Raw genomic sequence first — 14,442 nt, 5'->3', positions numbered from 1 at the left:
CGAAAGGCCTCGCCGCAACCCGGCGAGGCCGTTCCGCGTCACGGGCCGCCGGGCGCACGGCCATTCCCGGGCCGCCACATCGGCCAGAACAGCGTCCCGTCCGGCAGCGCGAACGGATCGCGGACCTCGTAGCCGTGGCGCGCGTACAGGTCCCTGCTGCCGGTGCTGCTGGCTTCCACATACGCCGCCGCACCCTCCAGCCGCCTGTGGTGGTGGCGCAGCAGCGCCGAGCCGAGCCCCTGGTTCTGCCGGTCAGGGTGCACTGCGAGGAACGCCAGGTAGTGGTGCGGCTCCGCCGGATGGTGCTCCTCGAACAGCGCGTCGAGCACGCGGAAGTGCTCGACCCACTCGCCGGTGCACTCGGCCAGCCGGCGGTCGTAGTCGCGCGGGGCAGGCAGCGGCGCGGTGTGGGGGAACCAGACCGCAGCCGCGTGACCGTCGTCGACGAGGTGGATCTCGCCGTGCTCGAGCGCGTGATCCACGAAGATCCGGAAGTTGGCGGTAAGGATCTTGTGCCGTTCCCTGCGGTCGCGCACGAGGTAGCTCACCACCTTGAGCTGGGCGAACGCGGTCGCGATCAGCTCGGCCACCTGCGCCGCGTCCGTTTCGGCCGCGCGCCGGATGTCCGGCCGCATGACGAAGGTCTCTCCCATGGCCTATCCCCTCTCGTCAGATCAGGTGATGTCCCGGGCGGAGGCCGCCTTGGCGCCCATCCCGATCTGAGAGTAGACCGCGGGTTGTCCGGCCCGCAGCATGATCGCCCACAGCACACCCACGACGGCGGCGACGCCGTAGACGGCAGGCAGGATCCAGGCGAGCGGATGGCCCTCGGGCACGCCCAGCAGCGTCCCGAAGTTGTCCAGTGCCAGCCACACCATCACGGCCAGCCCGATCGCTGCCGGCGCGGGCGCGACCATCCGCCGCGCGATCGTCTCGCCGCTCGGCTCGCGGAGGAAGAAGGCGATGATCGCGATGGACGTCACGAAGATCAGCAGCAGCACTCCGAAGCCGCCGAACGAGCCGCCGTAGAAGAACAGCTGCACCAGCGGGTCGAGCCCGAGCAGCGCGTACACCGCGATGACGGCCAGCCCGAGCACGCTCTGCGCGATGGAGCCTGCCTTGGGCGCCCCGCTCCGGGCCCGCGTGCGGCCGAAGACGGCAGGCAGCACCCGCTCGCGGCCGAGCGCGAAGAAGTAGCGGGCGGTGGTGTTGTGGAAGGAGATCATCGCCGCGAACACGCTGGTCGCGAAGAGCGCCCTGGCGATGTCCACGACCGTGCCGCCCAGGTGCTGGGCGGCGAGCAGGAAGATGGTCTCGGCCTGGTCGCGCTGCGCCGTGGCCACGATGTTGGCCGGGCCGGTGGCGACCGTCATCGCCCAGGACGACAGCGCGTACAGGCCGGCGATGATCGCCACGGCCGAGTACGTGGCCAGCGGCACGGTACGCCGCGGTTCGCGGCTCTCCTCCGAGAACACCACGGACGACTCGAACCCCACGAACCCGAGCGTGGCGATCACCAGCAGCGCTCCGACGCCGGGCTCGAACAACGCGCCAGGCGACAGCGCGTCCATGGAGAAACCTGAGGGCGCAGGATTGACCAGGTCGGCGAGGTCGAACAGCAGGATCACCGCCACCTCGGCGGTGAGCAGAATGGCCAGCAGCCTGCCGTTGACGTCCACCCGTATGACGCCCAGCGCCGCCACGAGCGCCCAGGCGATCAGCGATACCACCCACCAAGGCGGCGTGACGCCCGTCCACCGTTCGATGAGCGGGCTCGTCGCCGCGCCGAATGCCCCGTAGAGCCCGACCTGCAGCGCGTTGTACGCGATCAGCGCCACCCAGGCGGCCGCGATGCCCGCCGGGCGGCCGAGCCCGCGGGCGACGTAGGTGTAGAACGCGCCGGCGTTGGCCATGTGCCGCGCCATCGCGACGTACCCGACCGAGAACACCGCCAGGACGATCCCCACCACGAGGAACGCGATCGGCAGGCCGGTGATCCCGGTGATCGCGTACGCGGTGGTGACCACTCCGGCGACGACCGTGAGCGGCGCCGCGGCGGACAGGACGAAGTAGACGACCGAGGGTGCGCCGAGCCGGTCGGCGGCGAGTGCGCCGGTGATCGGGTCGGGCACGACGGATTTCACGGTGCGCATCGTGTTCCTTTCGGGGGTCCGTTCCAGTGGGGCCGTTCTGCGGGGGGTCGGGCCGGTCAGATGCGGTACGTAAGGACGGCGTCGCCCACGGCCGAGCTGACCTGGCGGCTCAGGTCGCTGAGCGGCTGGGGCATCGCGGCCAGCACCGTGGTCAGGTACTGGCGGGCGACCCGGCGGTCGGACGGCTCGTCGAGCACGGTGTCGGTCAGGTCGCATGCGTCCACCAGCGTCGCCAGCGCCATGTCCGGCGGCGACAGGGGCTGGCGCCGGACCAGCCCCAGCCGCAGCCGCGTCGCGGGCCACATGGCGCGGCTGAAATCGGTGGAGAAATAGCGGGCTTGTTTGCGCTTGAGTAATTTTGGGGTTTCGCGTTGGAGCAGCCCGGCCGTCTCCAGCCGTCCGCTCACATCCGCCACCGAACGTTGTGCCAGATACGCGAGCCACGTACGCACGTCGGTGTGGTGTGCGGAATTCGTGATTTCGGACAGCACATTGTCGGCCACGTCCTCCTGGACCGGCCGCGTGTCGACCACGCCAAGGCGCACCCCGCGCACGGCGATCCGCTGCGCCAGCACCAGCTCCGCGATCAGGGCTCCGGCCAGGCCGAGCGCGATTCCCTGGAGGTGCATGCGGGATTTGCCCGAGCCAGTCGTATCCCAGGCGACGAGAAAGAAATCATCGGCAAGCACCTTGAATCGGTCCGCTCACTATCGCTTTTTGGGGATGACCGGCTTAGTGGTGCGGCAGGGAGCCGCCTGCGGAAATATCTATCAAGAAGGTCATCGCCCGGGTAGGCCCATTTATGGCAAGTCAGGATAATGACGGAATTAACGCTCAATGTGCCGATTTATCCGGTAAGAGATGCGAATGGCCCAGGACGGCCGGGTATTGGGCGTGCCGACAAGCGCCCGGTACGGTCGGGACCATGCGCGCGTACCTCGTGGCACTCACTACGCTGGCCGCGCTGTCCACCGCGTGCGGCGGCGTCGTGCCCACCGCGCACGAGACGGCGCTGCCTGCCGAAGCGTCTCCCACCGAGTCGCCCGTCACCCGCTCTCCCGCCGAGCGGGCGCTGGACGGGAAGGTCGTGGTGCTCGACCCCGGACACAACGGCGGCAACGCCGCGCATCCGGAGGAGATCAACCGTCAGGTCGACATCATCACCGGCCGCAAGGCCTGCAACACGACCGGCACCCAGACCGATGACGGATTCCCGGAGCACGCCTTCACTTGGGACGTCGCGGGCCGGCTCAAGCCGATCCTGGAGCGCATGGGCGCCAAGGTCGTGCTCACCCGGCCCAACGACAAGGGCGTCGGCCCGTGCGTCACCGAGCGGGCCGCCATCGGCAACGAGGCCAGGGCGGACGCGGTCCTGTCCATCCACGGCGACGGCGCCAAGCCGAGCGGGCACGGGTTCCACGTGATCATGCCGGGGCTGCTCCCCGGGCACAACGACGAGGTCGTCGAGCCGTCCCGGCGGCTCGGGCACGCCGTACGCGACGCCTACCGGAAGGGCACCGGCCTGCCGTACGCCAACTACATCGCCCGCGACGGGCTGGAGACCCGTACCGACCTGGGCGGGCTCAACCTGTCGAAGCGGCCTGCGGTGTTCATCGAGTGCGGCAACATGCGCAACCCCGGCGACGCGGCCAAGATGTCCGACCCCGCCTTCCGCCAGCGCATCGCGACCTCCCTGGCCGACGGAATCAAACGTTTCCTGAGCTAGAAGCGCCATGGGCGCGGAGGAAGGCAGCCCTCCGCCCCTCCCAACTGGGTACTGGACAGTTCCGTACTCGAACGAGTACCGTACCGTCTAGTTTCACCGACCTCCCGAAGGAGCCCCCCCCATGACGGATCTTCAGAAGCAGGTGCAGGAAGCAGCCGACAGGCTCGTCGAGTCCGGCGAGGAACGCGGGCTCCAGGTGGCCGTCTACCGCGACGGCGAGCAGATCGTGGACGTGGTGGCCGGCGTGGCCGACCCGGAGACCGGCCGCCCCGTCGCCCCCGACACGCCCTTCTACAACTTCTCGATCGGTAAGGGCGCCACCGCGACGGTCGCGCACGTGCTGGTGGAGCGGGGCCTGTTCGGGTACGACACGCCGGTGGCCGAGCTGTGGCCGGAGTTCGGCCGGCACGGCAAGGAAGGCGTGACCGTGCGGCACGTGTTGTCGCACACCGCAGGCGTGCCGGGCGTGCCGCTCGACACCACGCCGGAGGACGTGTGCGACTGGGGCACGATGGTGGCCGCACTGGAAGACGCCGAGCTGTGGTGGGAGCCTGGCACGAAGGTCGGATACCACGCCTACACGTTCGGGTTCCTGGTCGGCGAGATCGTCCGGCGGGCCACCGGCAAGCCGATCTCGCAGGTGCTGCTCGAGGACGTCACCACCCCGCTGGGCATGGCCGGCGAGCTGTACTTCGGGATGCCGGAGAAGGAGCACGCGCGCCTGGCGAGGCTGGAGGATGCGCCGGTGGACATGTCGGCGTTCGCGGACATGCCGGCGGACCTGCCGATGTTCAAGGCCGGCCCGATGACGCTGATGCCCACCGCGGAGCTGGGCAACCGGTCTGACTATCTGTCCGCCGACATTCCCGCGGGCGGCAAGACCTCGGCGCGGGCCATCGCGCGCATGTACGCGGCCCTGCTCGGCGAGGTGGACGGGACACGGCTGATCTCCGCCGGACGGCTGCGTGAGGTGACGGCCGTGGTCTCCAGCGGGGTCGACGAGGTGTTCGGCATGCCTTCGACGTGGGGGCTTGGGTACTCCATCGGCGGTCTCACGACGGCCGAGGAGAATCCGACGGTGTTCGGAGTGGGGGGCGCGGGCGGAAGTGCGGCCTGGGCCGACACCGCGACCGGTGTGGCGTTCGCACTCACCAAGAACCGGCTCACCAACGACTTCGCGGCCGCCGGCTTGATCGGCGACCTCGTCACGCGTGCTTGACCCTCAGCCGTCGCGGCAGAGCGGCTTGCCTCCCACCACGCACGCGATGTCGCCGAGCTGACAGCTCAGCAGGGTGCCGTCCATGCCGAGCACGAGCACGAGGTCGCGCCGAGACGGATGTGCCAGCATGACCCTGCCGACCACGCCATTGTCCAAGACAACGGTCGGGCGGCCTGCCGCGATCTCCATGCCCTCGTGACTCCTCTCCGATGGGAACCCTCCTCACCAGGATGCACAGGCCGATGTCCAAAGCGCATCGGCCATCTGGCTGTATTTACGGTCCTGCTCGGCGTTACAATCCCGGCCCGGCGGCCCCGGCGCCGCACACCTCCACGCGATCTCCACGGCCCCTATCGGTGCGGCACCTCGGTAACGAGAACGTGTTCTCTCCTGGCCGTTCGTCCTCACGAAGGAGCCGAGTAGGATGGGCCCACGTAGTACTTGGCGAAGGAGACGGCGCTTACGTGACCGAGCTAGAACGCGTTCCGCCCGGTGTCGACCCGAGTGTCCCGAGTTCAGCCCGGGTGTACGACTACCTTCTCGGTGGCAAGGACAACCTCGCCATCGATCGCGCGGTCGCCGAGAAGGTCCTCGCGGTGGCCCCGGACACGCGCCTGGTGGCCAGGGCCAACCGGGCCTTCCAGATCGAGGCTGTACGCCACGTGGCCGAGCAGGGCGTGCGGCAGTTCATCGACCTGGGCACCGGCATCCCGACCTCGCCCAGCATCCACGAGACCGTCCGCAAGGTCAGCCCGGCCTGCCGGGTGATCTACGTGGACTACGACCCGGTGGTGCGCATGCACGCCGAGGTGATGCTGGCCGACGCCCCCGGCATCGCCTCCCTCCAGGCCGACCTGCGCCGCCCCGCGGACATCCTCGGCGACCCGCACATCACCGGCCTGATCGACTTCGACCAGCCGGTCTGCGTGCTGATGGTCGGTGTGCTGCACTTCGTGATGGACGAAGAGGACCCCGCCGGCATCGTGGCCGCCTTCAGGGAGCGGATGGCGCCCGGCAGCTACCTGATCATCTCCCACGCGATGGCGGAGAGTGATCCGGAGGCGATCAGCCAGCTCCAGATGGCGACGGCCAGGACATCGGCCCAGGGCAGGTTCCGCGGGCACGAGGAGGTGCTGAGGCTGTTCGACGGGTTCGAGCTGATCGAGCCTGGCCTGGTGCCCGTCCACCAGTGGCACGTCGGCCCGGCCGAAGATCACCTCCCGTTGCTCGACAGCGAGCCGCAGCTCCTGATCAAGGCCGGGGTGGGGCGGCTCAAAGCCTGATCCACCTGATGATCTGGCCGAGCCGGGGGACGAGCGGCTCGGAGGCCATCACGGTGACGATGACACCCTCGCGCTCGACCCAGCCTGAATACCGGCCGGGGCCCAGCGCACCGTCACCTTCCTTGGTGAGCACCTTGCGGCCGCCGATCTTCGCGGTCTTCGCGGCGGCGAACGTCCCCAGGTGGAGCGGCGCCTTCTTCAGCTGGGCCAGTGTGCGTGCCTCCGGCCAGCACACCACCCGAACCCAAAGCATTTTGCGCTTCCTGTCGAGGTCGTCCCGGTCGTCCGACCACAGGTAGCTGTACTCGGTGAGGCCGTCATGCTTGTCGACGATCACCTCGCCATGCGTGAAGCCCTTCGGGAGGTAGTGCAGCCGGACACCCTTGAGTGCCTTGCCGCCTTTCGCCGGCTCATCGGTCCTGGACTTCGCGTTGGCGGGAATCGGGCACGAAGGGCGGGCGGCGGCCTGGGCGGTGCCGGGGACGGCGATCATCGCTGCGGCCACGGTCGCGGCGGACAGGGCTGCGAGCTGCTGAAATCTGGTCACGTCGGGGTTGGATGCGGCGGATGTGGCAAAAGTTCAATACGTCTTGAGGTCGATGTCGGTCGCGAACTTGTCGCCCATTTTCATCATCAAAGCCAGCAGGAAGCGGTACTTGAAGATCCAGTTGCGCATCCGGATCCTGGCCGGGGTCGCGGGGGCGAGGAAGGGGCCGGCGTTGCCGTTCTTGGCGATCTTGGCGTATCCGCGGAGCAGGCGCTCGTACTCCGCGAAGGCCACGTGGTGATCGCCGCCGGCCGCGGCCAGCTCGCCGGCCAGCACGTACGCGCCCACCATCGCCAGGCCGGTGCCGAAGCCGCCGAGGGTGTTGCCATACGCGGAGTCGCCGAGCAGCACCACGCGGCCCTTGCTGTAGCGGTCGATCCTGACCTGGCTGATCGAGTCGAGGTAGACGTCGTCGGCGCGGTGCACAGCCTTCATGACGGCGGGGACCTGCCAGCCCATGCCGGCGAAGGCGCGTGCCAGGATGTCCTTCTGCTGCCCGGCGTCGTAGCGGTCATAGTCCAGCCGGTCGGAGGCGAAGACGAAGAACGCCGGGGCCTTCGGCCCGCCGACCGCCGCCAGCCTGCCGGGCTCGTTGTACATCATCGAGACCGGGCCGAAGTCCTCCTCCGAGTCCACCAGCGCGTAGTAGTGGCCGAGATGCCGGACATAGTCGGACTCGGGGCCGAAAGCCAGGCGGCGGACGTTGGAGTGGATGCCGTCCGCGCCTACCACCAGGTCGAACGTGCGGGGTGCGGCGCGCTCGAACGTGACATGCACGCCGCCGGCGGTCTCGGTGAGCGAGGTGATCGAGTCGCCGAAGACGTACTCGCAGGACGGGGCGGTCTTCTCGTACAGGAGCCTGGACAGGTCGCCGCGCTTGATCTCCAGGTCGCCGCCGGTGAACTCGCCCGGTATGACCGCCAGCGTGCGGCCGTTCGCGTCGACGATCAGCTGGTCGGTGCCGCCGGTCTGGAGCTTGCGGACCTCGTCCAGGATGCCCATGCGGGTCAGGACCGTACGGTGGGTCTCGCCCTTGAAGTCGACGGCCTGGCCGCCGAGGCGCAGCGCCGGGGCCTTCTCGACGACCGTGACGTTGAAGCCGTAGCGGACGAGCCAGTGGGCCAGGGCCGGGCCGGCGATGCTGGCGCCGGAGATGAGGATGTTCGCGTTGCTCATGCCAGGCAGACTCGCCGTGCGCGCTGACAACCCAGCGACCACCGGCTGACAGTCGCCCCACCCGCTGTCAGCGGCCCTCCCTCACTCCTCCCTCACTGCCTGCCGTCCGCGCCGCCCGGGCCGTTCGCGTTGCTTGTGCCGTTTGCCCCGGGCGGATCGCCCGCGTCTTCCGGGTCGCTCGCGCTGCCTGCTCGCAGTGCTGCCAATGCCGCGTCCTTGTCCATGGCCGCACCCTTGGCGAAGGCCGCCGCGAACATCTCGGGACCCAGGGTGAGGGCGGCAGCGGCAGCGACCGCGGCAACGTCCCGGTCCCCGGCCACCGTCGTCCCCCGCAGCGCCACCGCCACCCCGAGCAACACCGCCGCCCGTTCCGCAGCGTTCTCGCCTGCGTGGGGCGATGCGCCGGCGAAGAGCGCATGGCCGGCCAGGCCCTCGGCAACGTCGGCGAGGTCGGTCGTCAGCGGAGAGGCCAGTGCCGCGGCCAGTGCCTCGTGGTGCCTGCGGCCCGCCTCCGCGGTGTCACCGGTCGCCTCGGCGAGACGGCCGAGCGCCGTCAGCACCCGTGACCTGATGCCCGTAGCGGTGAACACGCCGTCCTCAGCGGACAGCTCCAGCGCGGCGGCCAGCCGATCGGCCGCGCCGGCCAGGTCGCCCTGCCACCGGGCGATCTCGCCCAGCCGCAGCCGTACTGCGGCGGTGAGCCCGGGCCTGCCCATCGCCCGCGCCAGATCTCCGGCGCGCTCGCAGTCGGCGCGCGCCCCCGACGCGTCCCCGGCACGCAGGCGGGCCTCGGCCCGCCGTCCCAACACGTCCGCCAGCTCATCCAGCGCGCCGAGCTCCTCGAGCAGCCCGATCGCGTCCTTCCACAAGCCCATGGCGCGCGCCCACTCGCCACGCCAGCCGGCGATCAACGCAAGCCAGTCGAGTGCCTGCGCCTTCCCCCAGCGCTCTTCCACCGCGCCGAAGTCCGCCAGCACCTTCTCCATCCCTCGCTCGGCCTCCGCGATCTCGCCGCCCATCAGCGCCATCAACGCATGACCGAGCCGGCCCAGCGCCCGGCTCCACGGATCGGAGCCCAGCACCTGAGAGCCCGGCGTATCCGCTCCCCGCTCGGCGGACGGTCCCGCGATCATGCCCCAGAGGGCCACACCGAACCGGGAGTGCCACGGCCGCTCCAACGACTCGACGATGGCGCGCGCCCGTTCCCAGTGCGGCGACCCGGGATCCGGTACGGCGTGCAGCACGGTCAGCACATACTCCTCGCTGAGCCCGGGGAGGGGCTCCGGCCCGATCGCGTCGAGGAGGCGTACGGCGGGCCCGGTCGCCTGAGCGCGCCGCCCGCTCAGCCACCAGTACATCGCCAGCGCCGCCACCAGCCGCAACGCCGTCGGCCTGTCCTGCTCCACGCTCCACCGCAGCGCCGCCCGCAGGTTGGCGTCGTCGGCCGACAGCCGGGCCAGCCAGTCGAGCTGCTCGGCCCGGTACAGATGCTCGTCGGCGCGCCTGGCCAGCTCCAGGAACCAGGCGGCATGGGCCTGCCGGAGCCGGTCCTCCTCGCCTGCCTCCGCCAGCCGTTCCGCGCAGAACAGCCGGATGGTGTCGAGCATGTGGTAGCGCTCGCCGTCGGTCTCGACCAGCGATTTGTCCACCAGGCCCGCGAGCGGCCCGGCGGCGTCCTCACCGCAGACCCGCTCGACCGCCTCCAGCCCGGCACCTCCGGCGAACACCGAGAACCGCCTGGCCAGCGCCTGCTCCTCGGCATCCAGCAGGCTCCAGCTCCACTCGACCACCGCGTGCAGCGTCTGATGGCGGGCGGCGGCCGTGCGGTCGCCGCGCGAGAGCAGCCTGAACCTGCCGTGCTCGGCCAGCCGGTCGGCGATCTCGTCCATGCCGAACGTGCGTACCCGGGCCGCCGCCAGCTCGATGGCCAGCGGCAACCCGTCCAGCGCGGCGCAGATCCGCCGGACCGCGTCCAGATTGCCCGGGCCGACCGTGAAACCCTGCCGCACGGTGGCCGCCCGGTCGGCGAACAACCTGATGGCTGGGTAGCCGTACGGGTGCTCGGCGTCGGGCGGCGGGGTGGGCAGGGGCGTCAGCGGGACCAGGTGCTCGCCGGTGATCCCCAGGGGCTCTCGGCTGGTGGCCAGGACGGTGAGGCCGGGGCAGGCGGCGAGCAGGCGCCGGGCGAGCGTGGCGGCCTCGGCGATCACGTGCTCGCAGTTGTCCAGGACGAGCGTCAGGTCCTGCCCGGCCAGCGCCGCGACGAGACGTTCCGTAGGATCGAGCGCCGATCCGGTCACGGTCGGCGGGCGGAGCGCCGGCTCCCGCAACCCCAGAGCCACGAGCACCGCCATCGCCACCTGTCCCGTGCCGTCCACCAGCGACAGGTCAACGAAGCACACGTCCCCGGCACGAATGTTCTCACCTGTGGTCGCCTCGATGGCGAGGCGGGTCTTGCCGGTGCCGCCAGGGCCGACGATCGTCACCAGGCGGGCCTCGCGGAGCGCGTCGAGGCGGGCCAGCTCCTCCGCTCGCCCCACGAAGCTGGTCAGCTGGGTCGGCGGTGCCGTTCGGGTGACCCGTTCGCGGCGCCGTTCGCCCCGCAGGATCTCCAGATGCAGGGCTGTGAGCTCGGGCGAGGGATCGGCGCCGAGTTCGTCGGCGAGGAGCCGCCGCGTGTCGTCGTACACCGCGAGCGCCTCTGCCTGCCGTCCGGCGGCCAGCAGCGCCCGCATCAGCAATCCCCGCGCCCGCTCGCGCAGCGGATGGGCGGCCACCAGCTCCCGCAGCGCGCCTACCGGGCTGGCCTCCGGGAGCGCCAGCTCGGCCTCCAGCAGGTCCTCCATGGCCGCCAGCCGCGCCTCTTCCAGACGCCGCGCCTGCGGTCCCGCGAACGGCGCGTCGGACACGTCCGCGAGCGCCGGCCCTCGCCACAGGTCCAGCGCGTCACGGAGCAAGGCGGCCGCAGCCGCGTAGAGCCCGTTCGCGAGTAGCCGCCGCCCCTCGCGGGCGAGCCGCTCGAACCGGTGGGCGTCCACGTCCTCGCGATCGACCGCCAGTCGGTAACCGGCTCCGTGGAATTCGATCACGCCGGCGGGCAGGCGGCGCCGGAGCCGGGAGACCTGCGCCTGGATGGCGTTGGCGGCCCCCGCCGGCGGGCGGTCGCCGTATTGGCCGTCGATGAGCCGCTCGATGCTCACCATCCGCCCCGCGTCGAGCAGCAGCAGCACGAGCAGGGCGCGCGGCCGGGGACCGCCGACTTCGACGGCCGCGCCGTCCCCCGATCGCACCGCGAGCGGCCCCAAGATGCCGAACTGCACGCCCTGATTGTCCCGCATGCCCCTGCGGGCCTGGGCCAGCGAGCGCCCGTCCCGCGGCGCTCGGTCATTAGCCGCGGGACGGACGCTCGGTCAGGAGGCCGCAGGCGGGAGCACGTCCGCCCGCGGCCGGTGGCCTGACCTGCGTCGACGGGTGAAACTTTCATGCCGTGCAGGCGCGGGTTGACAGGCCATTGACACATGATCGACACGTACGTAGCGTGTCGTGGGAGCGCTCCCAAAATCGTGTGTTCGGGGGGAACATGGGTCTGCGATTCGGCATCCTCGGACCGGTACGGCTGTGGCGAGACGGCGTTGACGTGCCGCTGGGGACGACGAAACAGCGGCTCATGCTCGCCCGGCTTCTGCTGGAGCCGAACCGTGCGGTCTCCCACGCCCGCCTCTTCAGCGCGCTGTGGGAGGACAGCCCGCCCAAGTCGGCGCTGGCCAACGTACGCAGCTACGCGAACCTCCTGCGCAAGGACCTGCTCGGCCGCCTGCGGGCGCACCCGCCCGGCTACCGCCTCGCCGTCGAGCCCGGCGAGCTGGACGTCGCCGACTTCAACGAGCTGGTACGGCAGGGGCGCGGCGCGATGGGCGGCGACCGCTACGAGGAGGCGCTGGGATACCTGACCGCGGCGCTCGCGTTGTGGCGGGGCGCCGCGGCGGAGGACCTGCCCAGGACGGTGGGGGTGGCCGCCCAGCTCGACGCGCTGGAGGAGCAGCGCTACCTGGCGATCGAGGAGTGCGCGCGAGCCCGGCTGGCGCTCGGCAGGCACAGCGAGATCATCGGCGGCCTCCGTGAGACGCTGGCGCTGCGGCCCACCAGAGAGCGCCTGTGGGGGCACCTCATGCTGGCGCTCTACCGCACCGGGGACGTGGCGGGCGCGCTGACGGTGTACGCCGAGGCGCGGCGGGCGCTGGACCGCGAACTCGGCATCGAGCCCGGGCCGGAGCTGGCCGAGCTGCACCAGCTCATGCTGAACCGGGATCCGCGCCTGAGCGGCCCCGCGCTGGGCTGGCGCGGCCGCCGCCCCCGCTGCCACCGCCGCCCCGTCCGGCTCCGCTTCACCGGCCGCCGCTGATCGCCCCGCCTCCTCCCGTCGGCTGAGGATCTTGAGAGAGGAGAACGATGGTCCTCCGAGAACGGGGTCAGGCATCGGCGGATTGGTAGCCCTGGGCCTGCAGGTCGAAGAGCTTCCGGTAGAGCCCGTCCAGCGTGATCAGCTCTTCGTGCGTCCCCTGCTCGACCACCTGCCCGTCGTCGAGAACCACGAGCACGTCCGCCTCCCGCACGGCTCCCAGCCGATGCGAGATCAGCACGCTGGTACGCCCCGCACGATGCGCGCGCAGCCGGTTGTGGATCTCGTGCTCGGCCTCGGCGTCCAGCCCCGAACTCGGCTCATCCAGAATCAGCAGATCATGCCCCTCGCCCAGCACCGCCCGGGCCAGCGCGAGCCGCTGCCACTGCCCGCCCGACAACACCACCCCGGCCTCGGGGTCGGGCCCGAAGAACATCCTCGTCAGCAGCGTGTCGTAGCCGCGTGGCAGCGCGCTGACCGTGTCGTGCACGCCTGCCTTCCTGGCCGCGGCCTCGATACGGGCGGCGGAGACGGCCGACCTGTCGCGGCCCGCCACGTCGCCGATTGCGATGTTCTCGGCAGCGGTCAGGTCGTATTCCATATAGTCCTGGAACACCGCGCCGACCCGGCCGCGTAGCTCTGCGGGGTCGAGGTCGCGCAGGTCGACGCCGTCCCACAGGATCGCCCCCCGGTCCGGGTCGTAGAACCTGCACAGCAGCTTGACGAGCGTGCTCTTGCCCGCGCCGTTCCTGCCCACCAGCCCGACCGCGGAGCCGTACGGGATGGTGAAGCTGACGCCGCGCAATGACCAGGGATGTTCGGGAGAGTAGCGGAACCACACGTCACGGAACTCGATGCCGTGCCGCAGGGTTGGCGGCGGCGCCGGCCTCGCGGGGACCGGCAGATCGGGCTCGGCGGTGGTCACGGTCAGGTAGTGGCTGAAGTTGAGCAGTTGCTGGTGCGCCATCGTCACCTCGCCGACCAGCGCGGCGAGGGCCGACTGCACGCCGACGATCGAGGTGGCGAGCAGGGCGATGTCGCCCGGGGTGAGCCGGCCCTCGACGGCGGCGAACAACGCCCAGATCAGCCCGCCCCCGGAGATCACGCCCGACAAGAGCCCGAGTCCGCCCTCGACGCCCAGCTCGCGGCGGTCGAGGCTGCGGCGTTCCGAGTCGGCCGCGAGCCGTTCGGCGTTCATTCTGGACCGGAAATACCGGCCGGCGCCGAAAAGGCGCAGCTCCTTGGCGGCCCGCACGCTGGTCAGGAGCTGCCGGTAGAACAGCTCGCGCCGTTCCATCGGCCCGATCCGCCACATCATGGACGCGCGCTGGCGCGACAGGCGCAGCTCGGCGGCCAGCGCGGGGAGCGCCGCCACCAGGACCGCGCCGGCCAGCAGCGGGCTGAGGACCAGCAGCGAGCCGAGGAAGCCCAGCACCGTGACGAGCCCGCGGCCGACCGCCAGCGTCCCGGAGACCACCGCGCTCGGGGCTGCGCCGCCTGACGTGTGAGCCAGGTTCATCCGGTCCAGGAACGCGGGGTCCTCGAACTTGGCCAGGCCGGCGAGCCGCTCCACGCCGGCGAAGAGCCGGTCCTGGGCCAGGCGGCCGGTGCGGCGCTGGAGCTCCTGGCGCAGGTAGCTGGAGACGTGCGGGAGCGTGATGGCCGCCACGCCCGCCACCGCCAGTCCCGCACCCACCCCCACCAGCGCGGACGAACCGGACGTCCGGTACGCGATCACGTCCAGTGCCGACTTGGTCAGCCAGGCGGCGGCCACGGGCACGGCCGCTTCGAGCAGGGCCAGGAGCGCGTACGCGAGCACGTGCCACCGGCCCGCCTGCCAGGCCAGCCCGAGCGCCCGGGCGAGCGCGGCCGGGCTGGTCTTCATCCGCACCTCCGCCACCGGTGCGGCGATCTCAGGGAAGGTGGTCTCCGAGGTCAC

Annotated in this window: 12 protein-coding genes; 4 read left to right on the top strand and 8 right to left on the bottom strand. The window is 71.1% G+C overall.

Translation table 11 applies throughout. The features are described 5' to 3' along the window. Nucleotides 1-38 precede the first annotated feature (38 nt). From ACTWPT_RS19565 to ACTWPT_RS19555, 3 genes are all read right to left on the bottom strand, one after another. Nucleotides 39-653, bottom strand: a complete 615-nt coding sequence (locus ACTWPT_RS19565; protein ID WP_443178853.1) for a GNAT family N-acetyltransferase — start codon at nt 651-653, stop codon at nt 39-41. 21 nt (nt 654-674) lie between these two features. Then, a complete protein-coding gene (locus tag ACTWPT_RS19560) occupies nt 675-2,144 on the bottom strand; it encodes an APC family permease (RefSeq protein ID WP_443178852.1) in 1,470 nt (489 codons plus the stop codon). A 65-nt stretch (nt 2,145-2,209) separates the two neighbouring features. Further along, entirely contained in the window at nt 2,210-2,842 is a 633-nt protein-coding gene (locus ACTWPT_RS19555; RefSeq protein WP_443178851.1) for a GOLPH3/VPS74 family protein, read from the bottom strand. A 236-nt stretch (nt 2,843-3,078) separates the two neighbouring features. Here ACTWPT_RS19555 and ACTWPT_RS19550 point away from each other — a divergent pair, with 236 nt between their 5' ends. Together ACTWPT_RS19550 and ACTWPT_RS19545 are read left to right on the top strand one after the other, a co-directional pair. Further along, the gene (locus tag ACTWPT_RS19550) at nt 3,079-3,879 is read left to right on the top strand and encodes an N-acetylmuramoyl-L-alanine amidase (RefSeq protein WP_443178850.1); all 801 of its coding nucleotides are present in this window, start codon (nt 3,079-3,081) and stop codon (nt 3,877-3,879) included. 121 nt (nt 3,880-4,000) lie between these two features. Next, a complete protein-coding gene (locus ACTWPT_RS19545) occupies nt 4,001-5,098 on the top strand; it encodes a serine hydrolase domain-containing protein (RefSeq protein WP_443178849.1) in 1,098 nt (365 codons plus the stop codon). A 3-nt stretch (nt 5,099-5,101) separates the two neighbouring features. Here the strand turns inward: ACTWPT_RS19545 and ACTWPT_RS19540 are convergent, their stop codons facing one another. After that, the gene (locus tag ACTWPT_RS19540) at nt 5,102-5,287 is read right to left on the bottom strand and encodes a hypothetical protein (protein WP_305924348.1); all 186 of its coding nucleotides are present in this window, start codon (nt 5,285-5,287) and stop codon (nt 5,102-5,104) included. A 275-nt stretch (nt 5,288-5,562) separates the two neighbouring features. Between ACTWPT_RS19540 and ACTWPT_RS19535 the strand changes: the two genes are divergently transcribed. Next, entirely contained in the window at nt 5,563-6,381 is an 819-nt protein-coding gene (locus ACTWPT_RS19535; protein WP_443178848.1) for an SAM-dependent methyltransferase, read from the top strand. Here the strand turns inward: ACTWPT_RS19535 and ACTWPT_RS19530 are convergent. The 3 genes from ACTWPT_RS19530 to ACTWPT_RS19520 all read right to left on the bottom strand — a co-directional run bounded on the left by ACTWPT_RS19530 (nt 6,371) and on the right by ACTWPT_RS19520 (nt 11,424). Further along, a complete protein-coding gene (locus ACTWPT_RS19530) occupies nt 6,371-6,928 on the bottom strand; it encodes a hypothetical protein (protein WP_443178847.1) in 558 nt (185 codons plus the stop codon). The genes ACTWPT_RS19535 and ACTWPT_RS19530 overlap by 11 nt on opposite strands. Before the next feature lie 33 nt (nt 6,929-6,961). Continuing rightward, nucleotides 6,962-8,104: an FAD-dependent monooxygenase gene (locus tag ACTWPT_RS19525; protein WP_443178846.1), complete on the bottom strand. Its 1,143-nt coding sequence runs from the start codon at nt 8,102-8,104 to the stop codon at nt 6,962-6,964. A 92-nt stretch (nt 8,105-8,196) separates the two neighbouring features. After that, the gene (locus tag ACTWPT_RS19520) at nt 8,197-11,424 is read right to left on the bottom strand and encodes a BTAD domain-containing putative transcriptional regulator (protein ID WP_443178845.1); all 3,228 of its coding nucleotides are present in this window, start codon (nt 11,422-11,424) and stop codon (nt 8,197-8,199) included. A 260-nt stretch (nt 11,425-11,684) separates the two neighbouring features. Here ACTWPT_RS19520 and ACTWPT_RS19515 point away from each other — a divergent pair, with 260 nt between their 5' ends. Beyond that, complete coding sequence (locus ACTWPT_RS19515) at nt 11,685-12,506, top strand: AfsR/SARP family transcriptional regulator (RefSeq protein ID WP_443178844.1); 822 nt, start codon at nt 11,685-11,687, stop codon at nt 12,504-12,506. Nucleotides 12,507-12,573: 67 nt separating this feature from the next. On the opposite strand, the gene ACTWPT_RS19510 is transcribed toward ACTWPT_RS19515, so the two are convergent. Continuing rightward, nucleotides 12,574-14,442, bottom strand: a complete 1,869-nt coding sequence (locus tag ACTWPT_RS19510) for an ABC transporter ATP-binding protein (RefSeq protein WP_443178843.1) — start codon at nt 14,440-14,442, stop codon at nt 12,574-12,576.

This window comes from Nonomuraea sp. 3N208 (genome assembly GCF_052245935.1).
Classification (GTDB): domain Bacteria; phylum Actinomycetota; class Actinomycetes; order Streptosporangiales; family Streptosporangiaceae; genus Nonomuraea.
The sequence above is the reverse complement of the archived record's forward strand: the minus strand, read 5'-3'. Positions and strand labels throughout refer to the sequence as shown.